The organism is Enterobacter sp. 198 (assembly GCF_009025585.1).
Taxonomy (GTDB): domain Bacteria; phylum Pseudomonadota; class Gammaproteobacteria; order Enterobacterales; family Enterobacteriaceae; genus Enterobacter; species Enterobacter ludwigii.
Genome location: NZ_WCIM01000019.1, coordinates 310,335 through 327,214, shown reverse-complemented (window position 1 = coordinate 327,214; position 16,880 = coordinate 310,335). Strand labels below are relative to the sequence as shown.

The 16,880-nt window shown below is 56.4% G+C and carries 17 protein-coding genes; 14 read left to right on the top strand and 3 right to left on the bottom strand.

The features are described from left to right. Positions 1 to 182: 182 nt before the first annotated feature. Genes F8561_RS11620 through F8561_RS11590 form a run of 7 tightly spaced genes read left to right on the top strand, consistent with a single transcriptional unit; the run spans position 183 to position 7,020 of the window. Positions 183 to 1,037, top strand: a complete 855-nt coding sequence (locus F8561_RS11620; RefSeq protein ID WP_025204147.1) for a MurR/RpiR family transcriptional regulator — start codon at positions 183 to 185, stop codon at positions 1,035 to 1,037. A gap of 12 nt (positions 1,038 to 1,049) precedes the next feature. Continuing rightward, on the top strand, positions 1,050 to 1,625 hold the full coding sequence (ddpX, locus tag F8561_RS11615) for a D-alanyl-D-alanine dipeptidase (RefSeq protein WP_014170160.1): 576 nt from the start codon (positions 1,050 to 1,052) through the stop codon (positions 1,623 to 1,625). A gap of 15 nt (positions 1,626 to 1,640) precedes the next feature. Next, positions 1,641 to 3,173: an ABC transporter substrate-binding protein gene (locus F8561_RS11610; RefSeq protein WP_032680965.1), complete on the top strand. Its 1,533-nt coding sequence runs from the start codon at positions 1,641 to 1,643 to the stop codon at positions 3,171 to 3,173. A 23-nt stretch (positions 3,174 to 3,196) separates the two neighbouring features. Further along, on the top strand, positions 3,197 to 4,219 hold the full coding sequence (locus F8561_RS11605) for an ABC transporter permease (RefSeq protein WP_014170162.1): 1,023 nt from the start codon (positions 3,197 to 3,199) through the stop codon (positions 4,217 to 4,219). After that, the gene (gene ddpC / locus F8561_RS11600) at positions 4,216 to 5,112 is read left to right on the top strand and encodes a D,D-dipeptide ABC transporter permease (RefSeq protein WP_020884090.1); all 897 of its coding nucleotides are present in this window, start codon (positions 4,216 to 4,218) and stop codon (positions 5,110 to 5,112) included. Before F8561_RS11605 ends, ddpC begins: the two co-directional genes overlap by 4 nt. Next, a complete protein-coding gene (locus F8561_RS11595) occupies positions 5,109 to 6,095 on the top strand; it encodes an ABC transporter ATP-binding protein (protein WP_020884089.1) in 987 nt (328 codons plus the stop codon). The genes ddpC and F8561_RS11595 overlap by 4 nt, the downstream gene beginning before the upstream one ends. Beyond that, a complete protein-coding gene (locus tag F8561_RS11590) occupies positions 6,088 to 7,020 on the top strand; it encodes an ABC transporter ATP-binding protein (protein ID WP_032680964.1) in 933 nt (310 codons plus the stop codon). Before F8561_RS11595 ends, F8561_RS11590 begins: the two co-directional genes overlap by 8 nt. A gap of 26 nt (positions 7,021 to 7,046) precedes the next feature. On the opposite strand, the gene F8561_RS11585 is transcribed toward F8561_RS11590, so the two are convergent. Continuing rightward, positions 7,047 to 7,796, bottom strand: coding sequence for an SDR family NAD(P)-dependent oxidoreductase (locus tag F8561_RS11585; protein ID WP_020884087.1), 750 nt, complete (start codon positions 7,794 to 7,796; stop codon positions 7,047 to 7,049). Positions 7,797 to 7,949: 153 nt separating this feature from the next. Here F8561_RS11585 and F8561_RS11580 point away from each other — a divergent pair, with 153 nt between their 5' ends. Beyond that, complete coding sequence (locus F8561_RS11580) at positions 7,950 to 8,855, top strand: LysR family transcriptional regulator (protein WP_151887473.1); 906 nt, start codon at positions 7,950 to 7,952, stop codon at positions 8,853 to 8,855. A 23-nt stretch (positions 8,856 to 8,878) separates the two neighbouring features. On the opposite strand, the gene F8561_RS11575 is transcribed toward F8561_RS11580, so the two are convergent. Then, positions 8,879 to 9,307: an OsmC family protein gene (locus F8561_RS11575; RefSeq protein WP_014170171.1), complete on the bottom strand. Its 429-nt coding sequence runs from the start codon at positions 9,305 to 9,307 to the stop codon at positions 8,879 to 8,881. Between the two features lie 127 nt (positions 9,308 to 9,434). On the opposite strand from F8561_RS11575, the gene F8561_RS11570 reads away from it, so the two are divergent. Beyond that, a complete protein-coding gene (locus F8561_RS11570) occupies positions 9,435 to 10,394 on the top strand; it encodes a hypothetical protein (RefSeq protein WP_151887472.1) in 960 nt (319 codons plus the stop codon). 23 nt (positions 10,395 to 10,417) lie between these two features. On the opposite strand, the gene F8561_RS11565 is transcribed toward F8561_RS11570, so the two are convergent. After that, complete coding sequence (locus F8561_RS11565; RefSeq protein ID WP_020884082.1) at positions 10,418 to 11,293, bottom strand: LysR family transcriptional regulator; 876 nt, start codon at positions 11,291 to 11,293, stop codon at positions 10,418 to 10,420. 111 nt (positions 11,294 to 11,404) lie between these two features. Between F8561_RS11565 and F8561_RS11560 the strand changes: the two genes are divergently transcribed. The 5 genes from F8561_RS11560 (at position 11,405) to F8561_RS11540 (ending at position 16,843) form a co-directional block, all read left to right on the top strand. Further along, entirely contained in the window at positions 11,405 to 12,256 is an 852-nt protein-coding gene (locus F8561_RS11560) for a Vmh family MBL fold metallo-hydrolase (RefSeq protein ID WP_025204138.1), read from the top strand. Positions 12,257 to 12,487: 231 nt separating this feature from the next. Next, a complete protein-coding gene (gene bdm, locus F8561_RS11555) occupies positions 12,488 to 12,703 on the top strand; it encodes a biofilm-dependent modulation protein (protein WP_020884080.1) in 216 nt (71 codons plus the stop codon). A 95-nt stretch (positions 12,704 to 12,798) separates the two neighbouring features. Beyond that, positions 12,799 to 12,936: a stationary-phase-induced ribosome-associated protein gene (gene sra / locus F8561_RS11550; protein ID WP_013096533.1), complete on the top strand. Its 138-nt coding sequence runs from the start codon at positions 12,799 to 12,801 to the stop codon at positions 12,934 to 12,936. A 176-nt stretch (positions 12,937 to 13,112) separates the two neighbouring features. Beyond that, positions 13,113 to 14,810 (top strand): NAD-dependent malic enzyme, encoded by a 1,698-nt coding sequence (locus F8561_RS11545; protein WP_020884079.1) that lies wholly within the window; start codon positions 13,113 to 13,115, stop codon positions 14,808 to 14,810. Between the two features lie 323 nt (positions 14,811 to 15,133). Further along, positions 15,134 to 16,843 carry an ABC-F family ATP-binding cassette domain-containing protein gene (locus F8561_RS11540; protein WP_014170176.1) on the top strand — a complete coding sequence of 570 codons (1,710 nt, stop codon included), beginning with the start codon at positions 15,134 to 15,136 and terminating at the stop codon, positions 16,841 to 16,843. The last annotated feature ends 37 nt before the right edge of the window (positions 16,844 to 16,880 follow it).

Genomic DNA, 16,880 nt, shown 5'->3' with positions numbered 1-16,880 from the left:
CACTCAGCCAGTGCACCAAAAGTGAACTACGCTGCACAAATGTTGATCATTGGTTAACTAAATATTGCATGAAGTTTGCAGCACAGCGGCGTCCCGTCGCGCTGTGGACATGGCACGCGTCATGCATTGTTAATCAAATAACACAAACCTGATGACTGACAGCCTGTTAACAGCGAGGCGGTATGACGACGAAACCCGAGGTGTTGAGCCGTATTGAAGCCACTTTCAGCCAGCTGACCCCCAGCGAGAAGCGGGTGGCGAGCTGGTTGCTGGCGCATGCCGCACAGATCCCGTTTGAAACGGCTGAAAGCGTGGGTCTGGCGACCGGCACCAGCGGCATTACCGTAGGACGCTTTTTGCGAAAACTCGGCTACCGCAATCTGGAAGATGCCAAAAAGAGCCTGCGCGACCCGCATCAGCCCTGGGGTATGAACGAGCGGCTGGACTCCTGGCAGCAGCAGTCCCCTCTGCCCAACCGCCTTCAGCACTCTCTGTCGCTGGAGGTGGATGCCATCACCCAGGTTTATCAGCTGGCGCACACCGACGCATTCCGCCAGGTGGTTCATCAGCTTGCCCACGCGGATGCGGTTTTTGTGCTGGGGATCCAGTCGACACGCGGGATAGCCAATGCCTTCTTCAGTCATCTTGAGTACCTTCGCCCGCGCGTCAGCTACGCCGAAGGCGCGTCCGGCAGCTGGGTTGAATCCCTGAACTCCGGTTTCGCCCACCCCTACGTGGTGCTGACCGATACCCGCACCTATTCCACCATTGCGCGGCAGTACTGTCGGGTCGCCAGCGAAAAAGGTATTTCGCTGGCCCTGATCACCGATATCTGGTGCCCGTGGGCGCGGGATTACCCGCTTGATTTACTGCAGGTGAAAACCGAAACCGGCCATTTCTGGGATTCGCTGGCACCTGTGAGCTGTCTGTTCAACCTGCTGCTGTCAGGTGTCGTGGAAGCGCTGGGTGATGCCCTTCCACAGCGGCTGGCGGTAAACCGGCAATTACAACAAGAGTTTGGTCAATTCGAACGCTAAAGGAGCGGAGCTATGCCCCCAGAGAGTGAACTGATTGATGTGGCGAAGACCTTCCCTGCGCTGCATATCGATCTGAAATACGCCACAGCCGACAACATCACGGGTCGTCCGATTTATCAGGAGGCGCTGTGCCTGCTGCATACCGATGCGGCCACCGCGCTGGCGAAAGCCATCAGCATCGCCGCACTGGCCGGGCTGAAGCTGGTGGTCTACGACGCTTATCGCCCGCAGGAAGCGCAGGCTCAGTTGTGGGATGCCTGCCCGAACCCGGAATACGTGGTTGATGTGGCGATTGGTTCCAACCACAGCCGCGGGACGGCCATCGACGTTACGCTGATGGACGAACAGAACACCGTGCTGGATATGGGGGCCGGTTTTGACGAAATGCACGACCGCTCGCACGCCTGGCACCCGTCCGTGCCGCCGCACGCGCAGCGCAATCGCCTGCTGCTTAACGCCATCATGTCCGGTGGCGGCTTTGTGGGGATCAGCAGCGAATGGTGGCACTTCGAGCTGCCGAACGCGGCCAGCTATCCCCTGCTTGACGATCGTTTTGCCTGTTTCCCGTTGACGCACACCCCTCTTTAAAACTGGAGCACTGCCATGAAAACAACGCTTCTTACTACCCTGATCGCCGCCTCGCTGGCACTCAGCGCCCCGGTTGCGCTGGCTGCCGTCCCGAAAGATATGCTGGTGATCGGGAAAGCGGCCGACCCGCAAACGCTCGACCCGGCGGTGACCATTGATAACAACGACTGGACGGTGACTTACCCCGCCTATCAGCGTCTGGTGAAGTACAAGCCAGGCTCCACCGAGGTGGAGGGCGACCTGTCAACGGGCTGGAAAGCGTCAGAGGATCAGAAAGAGTGGACCTTTACCCTTACCGATAACGCAAAATTCGCCGATGGCACGCCGGTTACTGCCGAGGCGGTAAAACTCTCCTTTGAACGTCTGCTGAAGCTTAGCCAGGGGCCATCTGAAGCGTTCCCGAAAGATCTCAAAATTGATGCGGTCGATCCGCACACGGTGAAATTCACCCTCAGCCAGCCGTTTGCCCCGTTCCTCTACACCCTGGCCAACGACGGTGCGTCGATCGTTAACCCGGCGGTGCTAAAAGCGAACGCTGCCGATGATGCACGCGGTTATTTAGCGCAAAACACCGCCGGGTCCGGGCCATTCATGCTGAAAAGCTGGCAGAAAGGTCAGCAGCTGGTACTCGTTCCGAATCCACACTGGGCGGGTGAGAAGCCGCATTTCAAGCGCGTTTCGGTGAAAATTATTGGTGAAAGCGCTTCACGCCGCCTGCAGCTTTCCCGTGGCGATCTGGATATCGCCGATTCACTGCCCGTCGATCAGCTTTCAGCCCTTAAGCAAGAAGGCAAAGTGGCGGTGGCGGAATATCCGTCCCTGCGCGTGACCTATCTTTATCTGAATAACAGCAAAGCCCCGCTCAATCAGGTGGATTTACGTCGGGCCGTCTCCTGGGCAACGGATTATCAGGGGATGGTGAAAGGCATCCTGAGCGGCAATGGTAAACAGATGCGCGGCCCGATACCGGACGGCATGTGGGGGTTTGACGCCACGGCAATGCAGTACAGCTTTGACGAGGCCAAAGCCAAAGCCGCGCTGGAGAAAGTTAAAGACAAGCCGGCAAGCCTGACATTCCTCTATTCAGACAACGACCCCAACTGGGAGCCGATCGCCCTGTCCACGCAGGCGAGCCTCGGCAAGATCGGCATCAACGTGAAGCTGGAAAAACTGGCTAACGCCACCATGCGCGATCGTGTCGGGAAAGGTGACTATGACATCGCCATTGGTAACTGGAGCCCGGACTTTGCCGACCCGTACATGTTCATGAACTACTGGTTTGAGTCGGACAAAAAAGGGTTGCCGGGTAACCGCTCGTTTTACGAGAACAAAGAGGTTGACGACCTGTTGAAGGCGGCCCTGAAAACCACCGATCAGGCGGAGCGTACCCACGATTACCAGCAGGCGCAGAAGGTGGTGATCGACGAGGCGGCCTACGTGTATCTGTTCCAGAAGAACTACCAGCTGGCGATGAACAAAGAGGTGAAAGGCTTCACCTTTAATCCAATGCTGGAGCAGGTCTTTAACATTGCCACCATGAGTAAATAACGGTTCTCGCCGGGGGAAAGTGTATGACGTTCTGGAGCATTGTGCGCCAGCGCTGCTGGGGGTTAATCCTGGTGGTGGCCGGTGTCTGTATCATCACCTTTATTATTTCACACCTGATCCCCGGCGATCCGGCCCGCCTGTTGGCCGGAGACCGCGCCAGCGACGACATTGTGCAAGGCATCCGCCAGCAGCTGGGGCTGGATCAACCGCTGTATATCCAGTTTGGTCGCTATGTGGATGCGCTGGCCCATGGCGATTTAGGCACCTCTATCCGCACCGGACGTCCGGTTGCGGAAGATTTGAAGGCCTTTTTTCCGGCCACCCTGGAGCTGGCTTTTTGTTCCCTGCTACTGGCGCTGGTTATCGGCGTGCCGCTGGGGATTTTATCGGCGGTCTACCGCGACCGCTGGCTGGATCATCTGGTGCGGTTAATGGCGATGACGGGCATTTCAACGCCCGCATTCTGGCTTGGGTTGGGGGTGATTGTCCTCTTCTACGGGCATCTGCAACTTCTGCCGGGCGGCGGAAGGCTTGACGACTGGCTCGATCCACCGACGCGCGTTACTGGCTTTTATCTGGTGGATGCGCTGCTGGAAGGCAACGGGGAGGTCTTTTTCAATGCCCTGCAGCATCTGATTTTACCTTCGATGACGCTGGCATTTGTTCATCTCGGCATTGTGGCGCGTCAGGTCCGCTCGGCCATGCTGGAGCAGCTCAGTGAAGATTACATACGAACCGCACGCGCCAGTGGATTGCCCGGCTGGTACATCGTGCTGCGCTATGCCCTGCCCAATGCGATGATCCCGTCGATTACCGTGCTCGGACTGGCACTGGGCGATCTGCTGTATGGCGCAGTCCTCACCGAAACCGTCTTTGCCTGGCCGGGAATGGGCGCCTGGGTCGTCACCTCTATTCAGGCGCTCGATTTCCCTGCCGTCATGGGCTTCGCGGTAGTGGTCTCACTGGCCTATGTGCTGGTTAATCTGGTGGTCGATCTGCTCTATCTGTGGGTTGACCCGCGAATCGGGCGCGGAGGTGCCGAATGATGTTGACTCAGGAAACGCCCGTCCCGGTTAAAACAGCGAAAGCAGGCATCAACTGGGCAAAACTGTTCTGGATGCTGCGTAAAAGCCCCCTCACGCTGATTGGCGCCGCGATCATGATCCTGATGCTCCTGCTGATGGTGACATCACCGTGGATTGTGCCGCATGACCCCAATGCGCTGGATTTGACCGCGCGTCTGCAGGCTCCGTCTGCCGAACACTGGTTTGGCACCGATGAGGTTGGCCGCGATCTGTTCAGCCGGGTGCTCGCCGGCAGCCAGCAGTCGATCAGCGCGGGGCTGGCCGTCGTGGTGATTGCGGGCGGTATTGGCTCGCTGCTGGGCTGTTTGTCTGGCGTACTGGGCGGGCGCGGCGACGCCATTATTATGCGCATTATGGACGTGATGCTCTCCATTCCCTCGCTGGTGCTGACCATGGCACTGGCGGCGGCGCTGGGGCCGAGCCTGTTTAACGCAATGCTCGCCATCGCGATTGTACGTATTCCGTTTTACGTGCGTCTGGCACGCGGGCAAACCCTTGTCGTGCGCCAGTTTACCTATGTTCAGGCGGCCCGCACCTTCGGCGCATCACGCTGGCATTTAATCAGCTGGCATATTCTGCGCAACGCCCTGCCGCCGCTGATTGTGCAGGCTTCGCTGGATATTGGCAGCGCCATTCTGATGGCCGCCACGCTGGGCTTTATCGGTCTGGGCGCACAGCAACCCACCGCCGAATGGGGCGCGATGGTTGCCGTAGGGCGCAACTATGTTCTCGACCAGTGGTGGTATTGCGCTTTTCCTGGTGCGGCCATTTTGATTACCGCCGTGGGCTTTAATCTTTTTGGTGACGGCATCCGCGACCTGCTGGATCCGAAATCAGGAGGGAAACAGTCATGACCGACTCGGTTTTAACCATCGAGGATTTACATCTGAGTTTCCCGATATACCGCGGTGAGGTTCATGCGCTGAACCACGTCTCGCTGGAGATTAAACGGGGTGAGATTGTCGGCGTAGTGGGCGAGTCGGGGTCGGGGAAGTCGGTTACCGCCATGCTCGCCATGCGCCTGTTGCCGGAAGGCAGCTACCGAATTCATCACGGTCAGGTGACATTGCTGGGAGAAGATGTTCTGACCGCATCGGAAAAACAGCTTCGCCAGTGGCGCGGGGCAAAAGTGGCGATGATTTTTCAGGAGCCCATGACCGCCCTGAACCCAACGCGACGGATTGGTAAGCAAATGGTGGAAGTGATCCGCCAGCATCAGCCGCTCGACCGTCGCGCGGCGCAGCAAAAAGCGATTGCCCTGCTGGAGGAGATGCAAATCCCGGACGCGAAAGCGGTGATGGCGCGTTATCCGTTTGAACTCTCCGGCGGCATGCGTCAGCGGGTGATGATCGCCCTTGCCTTCTCCTGCGAGCCTGAACTTATCATCGCCGACGAGCCGACCACGGCGCTGGATGTGACCGTGCAGCTGCAGGTCCTGCGTCTGCTGAAGCACAAGGCGCGGGCCAGCGGAACCTCGGTGCTGTTTATCAGCCACGATATGGCCGTGGTTTCCCAGCTCTGTGATCGGATGTATGTGATGTACGCAGGAAGCGTAATTGAGAGCGGTGCCACGCAAACGCTGATCCACCATCCCGTTCATCCCTACTCCATAGGTCTGCTGCAATGTGCACCTGAAAACGGTGCGCCGCGCGAGTTGCTTCCGGCCATTCCCGGCACGGTGCCTAATCTCAGCCAGCTTCCTCAAGGCTGCGCGTTCCGCGAGCGCTGCTTTGCCGCCGGGACGAAATGCGGTGAGGCACCGCGCCTGCTTCCCAATGGTGCAGAGGGCCAGATGGCTGCCTGCTGGTACCCGCAACGGGAGAAACACCATGTCTGACATTTTGCTTGAACTGGATAGCGTGCATGTCAACTTTCCCGCGCGCAAAAACTGGCTGGGCCGCGTCACGGAACAGGTGCATGCCCTCAATGGGCTGGACCTGCAGATCCGTCGCGGCGAAACGCTGGGCATTGTTGGGGAATCCGGCTGCGGGAAAAGCACGCTGGCACAGCTATTGATGGGCATGCTCAGGCCCAGCACCGGCGACTATCAGCGGACGCATCACGCGGGCGGCATGCAGATGGTTTTTCAGGATCCGCTCTCTTCCCTCGACCCGCGTTTACCGGTGTGGCGCATCATCACCGAGCCGGTGTGGGTGCAAAAACGCAGCAGTGAACGCGAACGGCGCCAGCTGGCAGAGACGCTGGCGATACAGGTGGGTATTCGTGCGGAATATCTTGACCGGCTACCGCATGCCTTTTCAGGCGGGCAGCGCCAGCGCATTGCTATCGCCCGGGCGCTGTCGTCCAATCCAGACATCATCGTGCTCGACGAACCCACCAGCGCGCTGGATATTTCCGTGCAGGCGCAAATCCTCAACCTGCTGGTAAAACTGCAGCAGGAACGGAACCTCACCTATGTGTTGATCTCACATAACGTCTCGGTAGTCAGACACATGAGCGATCGTGTGGCGGTGATGTATCTGGGCCAGATCGTGGAACTGGGAACTACCGATCAGGTGCTTGTCAGGCCGCGCCATCCCTACACCCGGCTGCTGCTTGATTCCGTTCCCAGAACCGGTGAACCGCTGGATGAAAACCTTGCGCTGCGTAAAACAGAGCTTCCTGGCAATCGCCACCTTCCCACCGGCTGTTATTTCCGGGACCGCTGTCCGCAGGCAGCGCAAGGATGCGAGCGCCCGCAGTCGCTACAGCCTTCAGTTGAGGGCTGTAGCGTGCGCTGCTGGCGCAATCTGAGCGAGTAGCCACGCAGGGTGGCGCTGTTTCACGTTTAAATTTGCGCCATTCCACCGTCGACAAACAGTTCGGTGGCGTTGATAAAGCTTGCTGCATCTGAGGCCAGAAACGCCACCGCTTTCCCCACTTCCCCCGGCGCGCCTAAGCGTCCCAGCGGCACCTGGGCGGCCAGCGCGTCATACAGCCCCTGACGATGTTCTTCCGGCACCAGGTCACCCAGCCCCGGGGTTTTGATGGGGCCCGGGCTCACCACGTTGACGCGAATACCGCGCCCCTGCAAATCCAGCGCCCACGAACGGGCAAAGTTGCGCACGGCGGCTTTACTGGCGCTGTATACGCTAAAGTTTGCGGTTCCTTTAATGGACACCGTGGATCCGGTCAGAATGATCGACGATCCGGCAGATAACAGCGGTAACGCTTTTTGCACGGTGAACAGTACACCGCGAACGTTGGTTGCAAAGATGCGGTCAAACTGCTCTTCAGTGATAGCGCCTAACGGCAGCATGTCGCCCCCCCCCGCATTGGCGAACAGAATATCCAGACGCCCTTCGTCTTTTGCAATCTGCGCATAGACTTTATCGAGGTCGGAAAGTTGAGAGACGTCCGCACGGATGCCGACCGCCGCGGTGGCAATTTGTGCAACAGCAGCGTCCAGCTCCGCCTGACGACGTCCGGTGATATAAACCTTCGCGCCCTGAGCCGCCAGTTCCTGCGCGGTGGCGAGACCGATACCTGTGCTACCGCCCGTAACCAGGGCAATTTTACCTGCGAGAGATGTATTCATATTATTCACCTTTAATCATGTTTTCAGGATGCCCGCAAAAACGGTTGAAGAGGTTTTCGCTTGCGTTGAATAAACTCTATCGGTTGCAGGATTAATGAAAAACGGGCAAAAATGAAAATCACTATTCACAGGTGGAAATAATCCGGAGTACGAATGGACCAGCTCATGGCAATGCGCGCATTTACGCGGGTGGTGGAAACCGGAAGTTTTACGCGTGCGGCTGATTCTCTGAATATGCCTATCGCCACCCTGAGCAAATTGGTGAAATCGCTCGAAGCGCACCTGGAGATCCGGCTTTTACACCGCACGACACGACGGGTAGTCACCACACCGGAAGGTGCCGGGTACTATGAAAAAGCGCTCAGGGTGCTGATTGATATTGAAGATATCGATACGTCGTTTCGCGTTTCTCGCGCGACGCCGAAAGGCCATCTGCGGGTGGATGTGGGCGGGTCAACCGCGCGCGACGTGTTGATCCCCCTGCTCCCGGAATTTATGCAGCGTTATCCGGAAATACGCATCGATCTTGGCGTGGCCGACCGGCCCGTGGATTTGATCAGCGGTAACGTTGACTGCGTGATCCGCGGCGGCCCTCTGGACGACTCATCCCTTATTGCCCGTCATCTGGGCGACGCTGAAATGGTCACCTGCGCGACGTCCGATTATTTAAAACATCATGGCGTACCGGCCTACCCGCGGGAACTGTGCAATGGGCATAAGCTGATTAGCTACCTTTCTCCCGTCACCGGTCGGGCGTTCCCGTTTCGCTTCAGGGAAAAGGGAGAAAGGCTGGAGATAAGTATTCCGCACTTCCTTGGGGTCAATGAAAGCAACGCTCATCTGGCGGCGGCGGTGGCAGGTTTAGGCATTATTCAGACGTTTCAGTATTCGGCAAAAAGGCATTTACAGGCGGGGACGTTAACTGAAATTCTTAGCGACTGGCGACCTGACGCTTATCCGTTTCATGTGGTTTATCCGCAGAACCGGCATCTGACACATCGACTGAGAGTGTTTATCGCCTGGCTGGCAGAGGTGTTTCCTGCCGCGCGGAAGGGATAGCCGGGTGTTAACCCGGCTGAGGTTTAATTGAGCGTGTAATCCAGCGTGATTTCCGCGTTCAGCAGCTGGGAAACCGGGCAGCCGGCTTTCGCTTTCTGAATAACGCCATCAAACTGCTGAGGGTCAATGCCGGGGACAGTAACCTTGCTCTGCAGTGCGACCTTCGTAATGGCGAAACCGCCCTCTTTTTTATCCAGTGACACGTCGGCGGTGGTATCAATGGAATCGGCTGTGTAGCCTGCTTCACCCAACATCAGCGACAGTGCCATTGAAAAACAGGCTGCGTGTGCGGCACCAATCAGTTCTTCCGGGTTGGTCCCTTTTTCGCCTTCAAAACGGGTGTTGAAGCCGTAAGGCTGTTGATTGAGAACGCCGCTCTCGGTAGAAACAGTTCCTTTTCCGCGTTTAATATCGCCAGACCAGTGTGCTGAACCGTGCTTATGAATTGTCATTCTTGCTCTCCTTTTGGCTTACAAAGGGTTAAGTATAGACCAGAGATCTGACGCGTCCTGGAAGACAGAGTATTCTGGTTGGCGTTGATGCGATACATCACTTCGAACCATCAAAAGGGAAAGGCCTATGATGCTAAACACCAGGCTTGTCGTGGCACTGACCACGCTCGCCGTGACGTTCCCCCTCTTTGCCAGCACGCCGGAGAATTTTATCTATACCAGCTCGGGCGACCTTGATGCCGCCGCCGCGCTTATCGCCCGTCGTGATATCGGTGGCGCGCAGATTGTTTATAACTGGCGTGCACTGGAGCCTGAGAAAGACAGATATGACTTCTCACCCATAGAGCGAGACCTGGCGCGCCTGAAGGCCAGCGATAAAAAGCTGTTTATTCAAATTCAGGATCGCTTCTTCGAAAAAGATGCCCGGTATGTCCCTGATTATCTGATGGCAGACACGAAGTACAGCGGCGGTATTTCTCCGCAGTTTGACAACCCTGGTGAAGGGAAACCAACAGGTTCAGGCTGGGTAGCCCGGCAGTGGGATCCTGCCGTGCGTGAACGGTATCAGGCCTTACTGGCAGCCCTGGCGAAGCGTTTTGATGGCCAGGTTTATGGTGTGAACTTACCGGAAACCGCGATTGACCTTGATGAGAAAAAGCCGCCGACAGGATTTTCGTGCGACAACTATTTTGCCGGAGAAATGGAAAACCTCGCCTTTGCGCGAAAGGTTTTCACGCAATCCCATGTCGTACAATATGTGAACTTCTGGCCGTGTGAATGGAACAATGACCATAATTACATGGGGCGGCTGTTTGAATACGCCAGTGCCCATAATATCGGGCTTGGCGGACCGGATATTGTTCCCAACCGCAAGGCGCAAATGAAAAACGCCTATCCGTTCTTTAACCAGTATAAAAACAAACTGCCGCTGGTCGCCATGGCCGTTCAGGAGCCCACGCTCACCTACCGAAACCCGGCTACCGGCAAGCCCTTCACCAAAGATGAATTTGTTCAGTTCGCAGAAGCGTATCTCGGCGCAGATATTATTTTCTGGAGCACGACGTCGCCCTGGCTGACGACGAAATAAGCCACAGGCTCACTGCGCGGGCATCAGTTCAGATGCCCTGCAATTTCATCAAGAAAGACGCGCAGGGCCGCAGGCTGATATTCCCGCGACTGATAAATCCCGTGAATGGCGAGCGGCTTAGGCACTAAGTCTGTGAGCACCGGGACCAGCAGCCCTTGCTCGAGCGCCCCTTGCGCTTCGTGCTCGGGCAGCATTGCAATACCGCAATGTTTAACCGCCGCGTCCATCAATAACGACGAGATGCTGGCGCTAAGATTGCCGCTCACCGCGACGCTCACGCTTTCGCCTTCCAGCGTCACAAAATGCCACGACTGACCCGCGAAGAAGCTGTAATGCAGGCAATTGTGCTGCGCCAAATCCTCAGGCGTCACGGGCGTGCCGTGCTGCGCAAGATAGTCCGGCGAGGCGCAAAGCACCGAACGGCACTCACCTAGCCTGCGGGCAATCATGCCCGGCTCCGGGTTATCGGTAATACGCACGGCTACGTCAATACGCTCGCCCACCAGACTCACGGGATGGTTATTCACATCCAGTTCAATTCTGAGCTGCGGATAACGCGCCAGCAGCCCGGGCAGTACCGGCGCAATCATGTGCATGGCGGTAAAGTGCGCGCAGGCTACCCGTAAGGTGCCGGAAGGTAAATCTTTCTCCGACTGGCCTTCAATCTCCTGCGACAGTTGCGAAAGGGTACGCGTTTTCTGCAGTACCTTTTCCCCTGCTGCGGTCAGCGTCAGCTTGCGCGTTGAGCGGTTCACCAGCCGGGTCCCCGCCCACTTCTCCATCTGCTCAAGATAACGGCTTACCATGGGCCGGGAAATGCCCAGCGCACGGGCTGCGGCACTCAAACTTCCCAGCTCGCAAATCCGGTTATAGACCTGTGCGGCAATAACGCGATCCATATAACGCTCCATTTGCTCGATTTATGAAACTAAGCATGTCTTGTTTCAGGAATTCTGGCAAATGTAGAGTTCGGTACAATAGGGTCCTTCCTGATAAAAAGAGACATGATGATGAAGCTCACTCGCCTTGCACTGCTATGCACCCTCTTCACGCCGGCGGTCTTTGCCGCACCGTTGACCATTGATACCTGGAACCCGCAGGAGAAAGGCATTTTTGCGGTCTCGTCGACGCTGGTGTCCGGCCCGAAAGAGGCCGTCCTGTTTGACGCGCAGTTCAGCGTGAAAGACGGTGAAGCACTGGTGGAGAAAATTCGCCGCAGCGGTAAAACCCTGAACAAGATTGTGATCACCTCCGGCGATCCGGACTTCTACTTTGGTCTGCAGCCGCTGGTTAAAGCGTTCCCGAATGCGAAAGTCGTGGCGACTCAGCAGGTGGTTGACCATATCAAGGCCACCAAAGATGCCAAGCTGGCCTTCTGGGGCCCACAGATGAAAGACGGCGCGCCAACAACGCTGATCGTTCCTCAGGTGCTGACCTCCACCACGTTTATGGTTGATGGTGAGAAAATCGATATTGAACAGCCAGACAGCTACGCGGCCTATGTCTGGATCCCGTCGGCGAAGACGATTCTTGGCGGCACGGGCGTTTCATGGGGCATCCATCTGTGGACGGCCGATACCCAGACCCGGGCACGTCGCCAGCAGTGGCAGGACACGCTGGAAAACATGGCGGCGCACAAACCTGAGCGCGTGATCCCGGGTCATTATCTGGGGACGCCACCGTCAGGTACCGGCGCTATCGATTTTACCCGTGAATATCTGCAGCGGTTCGAGCAGACGCTGGCTAATCACAAAGATTCTGCTGGCGTCATTAGCGCCATGAAAAAAGCGTATCCGGGCCTGGCCGAAGAGAGCTCGCTGGAATTAAGTGCGAAAGTGAATACCGGCGAAATGAAATGGTAAATTAATCTCTGCTCCTGCTATTTTCTCGGATAGCAGGAGCAGCATCAAAATATCCCCCCTCGTCCCCTGCTATTATTTCTCCATTTCTAAAAGTGTCTAAAAGCATGCACTTATGTCATTTTTATTTCTAAGATGAATCTTAGACACAGCAAGGGAAATATTTGCCATTCTGTTTGTGAATTACATTTTTTGCGAGCCGTACCATTACACAGACAACGACACGGAGGCAGCATGTTTACTTATTACCCGGCAAATACTGCAGCAGCACAACCTGAACTCGTTAACGCAATCGCACAAGGTCTTCACGCCGAACACGGTGCTGTGACTGAAGATGACATTTTGATGGAACTGACCAAATGGGTGGAATCCACAGACAATGACATCCTCAGTGACATCTACCAACAGACCATTAACTACGTGGTCAGTGGACAGAATGCCTCTTTGTAAAAACCTGCTAAGCTGGATCTGCAACCTAAGGGGTTACATTTCGTTTGCGTAAGCAAACTTGTCCTTAAAACTATCAACAGGATTGAGGAGTAAAGATGAAATCGAACCGTCAGGCACGCCATATTCTGGGACTGAACTACAAGCTTTCTAACCAACGTAAAGTGGTGATTGAGGGCGACAGTGAAACGCAAGTCACCCATGCCACCGGCAGAAAACGCCACGCTGGCAAGTAAGTTCCAGTAAGAGATCCTGAACACCATCGGCAAAACCGATGGTGTTTTTGTTTATGTGTTGCGGTAATTAACATTTAGCTCCTTTATAATACCGCCTGACCGCACCCCACCGCACAGGCCAGAAAGATGACAAACAGCAGTGTCAGGGACGGATCTTCAAAAAAAGAGTGAGTGACATGGACAACAAACTGAAAAAACATCGTTCCTTATATATCCCTTATGCCGGTCCGGTTTTACTGGAATTCCCCCTGCTCAACAAAGGCAGCGCCTTCAGCATGGAAGAGCGCAGCAGCTTCAACCTGCTTGGTCTGCTGCCCGAAGTGGTGGAAACCATTGAAGAACAGGCTGAACGTGCGTGGATCCAGTATCAGGGTTTCAAGACTGAAATCGACAAGCACATCTACCTGCGTAACATTCAGGACACCAATGAAACCCTCTTCTATCGCCTGGTTCAGAACCACCTCGAAGAGATGATGCCGGTGATCTACACCCCAACGGTGGGTGCGGCGTGTGAACGTTTCTCTGAGATCTACCGTCGTTCCCGCGGCGTATTCATCTCTTATCAGAACCGCCACAATATGGACGATATTCTGCAGAACGTGCCGAACCACAACATCAAGGTAATTGTTGTGACCGACGGAGAACGTATTCTCGGTCTCGGGGATCAGGGCATTGGCGGAATGGGGATCCCTATCGGTAAGCTCTCCCTGTACACCGCCTGTGGGGGTATCAGCCCGGCGTACACCCTGCCGGTAGTGCTGGATGTGGGTACCAACAACCAGCAGCTGCTCAACGATCCGCTGTACATGGGCTGGCGTCATCCGCGCATTACCGACGATGAGTATTATCAGTTTGTTGATGATTTTATCCAGGCCGTTAAGGCACGCTGGCCGAACGTGCTGCTGCAGTTTGAAGACTTTGCGCAGAAGAACGCCATGCCGCTGCTGAACCGCTACCGCGATGACATCTGCTCATTCAACGACGACATTCAGGGCACCGCCGCCGTGACCGTTGGGACGCTGATCGCCGCCAGCCGTGCGGCAGGCAGCCAGTTGAGCTACCAGAAAATCGTCTTCCTGGGCGCAGGCTCTGCGGGCTGCGGTATTGCCGAGCAGATTATTGCTCAGACGCAGCGCGAGGGCTTGAGTGAAGAACTGGCCCGTTCCCGCGTCTATATGGTTGACCGTTTCGGCCTGCTGACCGACGGTATGCCTAACCTCCTGCCGTTCCAGACCCGACTGGTTCAGAAACGTGAGAACCTGAAAAACTGGGATACCGACAACGAGGTGCTCTCCCTGCTGGACGTGGTGCGCAACGTGAAGCCGGACATTCTTATCGGCGTTTCCGGGCAAACCGGTCTCTTCACCGAAGAGATTATTCGCGAAATGCACAAGCACTGTGAACGCCCTATCGTGATGCCGCTCTCTAACCCGACTTCCCGTGTAGAAGCAACGCCGCAGGACATCATCGCCTGGACCGAAGGTAACGCACTGGTGGCAACCGGCAGTCCGTTCGACCCGGTGGTGTGGAAGGATAAAACCTATCCGATCGCGCAGTGCAACAACTCCTACATCTTCCCGGGGATTGGTCTGGGGGTTATCGCGTCCGGTGCGTCACGCATTACCGACGAAATGCTGATGTCCGCCAGCGAAACTCTGGCGAAACACTCACCGCTGGTGAATAACGGTGAAGGCCTGGTGTTACCAGAGCTGAAAGACATTCATAAGGTGTCCCGCGCGATCGCTTTCGCAGTAGGAAAAATGGCACAGCAACAAGGCGTGGCGGTGAAAACCTCCGCCGATGCGCTGCAGCAGGCCATTGACGACAACTTCTGGATGCCGGAATACCGCAGCTATCGCAGAACGTCTATCTAAAGAACAGGCCGGGTCAGGCAATCATGCCTCCCGGCCTGCCATTCTGCCCGCGCTTGCCGGGCCGTAAAATCCCCGCTACACTGCCTTCATCCATTAACCTACTGAATATATAAGGAGGCCAATTATGCTGTACTGTGAAATTTTCAATGTTTCACATACATTTGGTGATCGCACCAGCTCAAGCGTTATCGGTATCGTGCTGCGATAACTTCTGCTTGAGCGAAGACACCAACCCCTGAAATCCCTTCTCTCGGGCTTACTGAGTTATCGTCAGCGATGTTTGACGAGGCATAAACATGCCTGTAACTCTTGGGTAAGCCACAATGAGCACTTTACTCACTGCACAATCTCTACGTGTTGATACGGCGTTTGGTACGCTCTTCGACTCGCTCTCCTTTACGCTGAAAAAAGGCGATCGCATCGGTCTGCTGGGCGACAACGGCTGCGGTAAAAGTACGTTGCTGAAGGTGCTGGACGGTACGGACACGCCTGCCGCCGGAACGGTCGCGCTGGCCGGGCACTGCATCATGGCGCGCGTAGAACAACACCTGCCGGACGGGATTTATCCCCTGAGCATGCTGGATGCCGTGCTGGCACAACTGCCTGCGGCTGAACGCGAGAGCCTGCGCTGGAAAGCGGAAACGCTGCTGGCGAGTATGGGCTTTACGCCGCAGGACTGGACATTAACCTCGGCAACGTTGAGCGGCGGGCAACATACGCGTCTGCTGCTGGCGCGGGCTTTGATTAATGCGCCGGACCTGCTGCTGTTGGATGAACCGAGTAACCACCTCGATTTACCCACCATGCTCTGGCTGGAGCAATTTTTACAGGCCTGGTCAGGCAGCTTTGTGCTGGTTTCACATGACAGGCAGCTGCTGGATGCCGTGACCAACGGCAGCTGGATCCTGCGCGATAAGATGCTGCATTACTTTGCCCTTCCCTGCACCGCCGCACGCAAAGCGCTGGATGCGAAAGACGAAAGTGATGCGCAGCGCCACAAGGCAGAACAAAAGGAGATCGACCGCGTCGCGGCCAGCGCAAAAAGACTGGCGACCTGGGGCAAAGTCTACGACAACGAAGACCTGGCCCGCAAAGCGAAACAGATGGAAAAGCAGGTTGAACGGCTGAAAGAGAGCCAGACGGAGGTCACGGCGGGAAGTCAGTGGACATTAACCCTGCGCGGCGACGCGCTACGGGCCGATCGTCTGCTGGAGCTGGAAAACCTCGCGGTGCCGCCGGCTCCCGGACTGCCTGCGCTGTTTAGCATTGACATCGCGCGTCTCAAAAGCGGCGATCGCGTGGCCATCGTTGGACGTAACGGCTGCGGTAAATCATCCCTGATGAAGCTGATCTGGCGGCATTTTCGCGGCGAGCAGGCTGACGATGGGCTGAAACTCCACCCACGCGTATCGCCTGGCTATTATGATCAGACGCTGAACCAGCTCCCGGACGATGCATCGCTGTTTGACGCACTGGAGCCGTTTGCACCCGATCCGCAGAATCGCAAGATGGCCCTGATCGGTGCCGGCTTTGCGTGGCCACGTCACGGTCAGAAAGTCAGTACGCTCAGCGGTGGAGAACGCTCTCGCCTGCTGTTTGTTGGCCTGACGTTAGCGCGCTATAGCCTGCTGATGCTGGATGAACCGACCAACCATCTGGACATGGAAGGCAAAGAGGCGCTGACGGAAACCCTGCAGCAATTTGAAGGTGGCGTGCTGCTGGTCAGCCATGATCGCCAATTAATCAGCCAAAGCTGCAACCGTTTCTGGCTGATTGAGGACGGCAGGCTGAGTGAATGGCATGACGCCGAAGCGGTCTTTGAACGGCTGCGTGAAAGTGCGGGCCTGATAACATCGCCGTGTTCACCGAAACAACAGCACGATCGCCCTTCGCAGTTTGACGACCTGCTTGAACGGCTGATCGCGCTGGAGACATTGCTGGAGGAAGACCTGGCCCGCAAACCGAAGCACCAGAAGCCGCAGTTGCAGGCGCAATGGCGCCAGGAGATTGAGGCGATAGAAGCAAAACTGTAAGTCCGCGCCCGGCGAGCGTCTCGCCGGGTCGCTCTGC

Coding starts and splice junctions, on each gene's coding strand:
- F8561_RS11620 (WP_025204147.1), top strand. CDS start 183: ATGACGACGAAACCCGAGGTGTTGAGCCGTATTGAAGCCACTTTCAGC.
- ddpX (WP_014170160.1), top strand. CDS start 1,050: ATGCCCCCAGAGAGTGAACTGATTGATGTGGCGAAGACCTTCCCTGCG.
- F8561_RS11610 (WP_032680965.1), top strand. CDS start 1,641: ATGAAAACAACGCTTCTTACTACCCTGATCGCCGCCTCGCTGGCACTC.
- F8561_RS11605 (WP_014170162.1), top strand. CDS start 3,197: ATGACGTTCTGGAGCATTGTGCGCCAGCGCTGCTGGGGGTTAATCCTG.
- ddpC (WP_020884090.1), top strand. CDS start 4,216: ATGATGTTGACTCAGGAAACGCCCGTCCCGGTTAAAACAGCGAAAGCA.
- F8561_RS11595 (WP_020884089.1), top strand. CDS start 5,109: ATGACCGACTCGGTTTTAACCATCGAGGATTTACATCTGAGTTTCCCG.
- F8561_RS11590 (WP_032680964.1), top strand. CDS start 6,088: ATGTCTGACATTTTGCTTGAACTGGATAGCGTGCATGTCAACTTTCCC.
- F8561_RS11585 (WP_020884087.1), bottom strand. CDS start 7,796: ATGAATACATCTCTCGCAGGTAAAATTGCCCTGGTTACGGGCGGTAGC.
- F8561_RS11580 (WP_151887473.1), top strand. CDS start 7,950: ATGGACCAGCTCATGGCAATGCGCGCATTTACGCGGGTGGTGGAAACC.
- F8561_RS11575 (WP_014170171.1), bottom strand. CDS start 9,307: ATGACAATTCATAAGCACGGTTCAGCACACTGGTCTGGCGATATTAAA.
- F8561_RS11570 (WP_151887472.1), top strand. CDS start 9,435: ATGATGCTAAACACCAGGCTTGTCGTGGCACTGACCACGCTCGCCGTG.
- F8561_RS11565 (WP_020884082.1), bottom strand. CDS start 11,293: ATGGATCGCGTTATTGCCGCACAGGTCTATAACCGGATTTGCGAGCTG.
- F8561_RS11560 (WP_025204138.1), top strand. CDS start 11,405: ATGAAGCTCACTCGCCTTGCACTGCTATGCACCCTCTTCACGCCGGCG.
- bdm (WP_020884080.1), top strand. CDS start 12,488: ATGTTTACTTATTACCCGGCAAATACTGCAGCAGCACAACCTGAACTC.
- sra (WP_013096533.1), top strand. CDS start 12,799: ATGAAATCGAACCGTCAGGCACGCCATATTCTGGGACTGAACTACAAG.
- F8561_RS11545 (WP_020884079.1), top strand. CDS start 13,113: ATGGACAACAAACTGAAAAAACATCGTTCCTTATATATCCCTTATGCC.
- F8561_RS11540 (WP_014170176.1), top strand. CDS start 15,134: ATGAGCACTTTACTCACTGCACAATCTCTACGTGTTGATACGGCGTTT.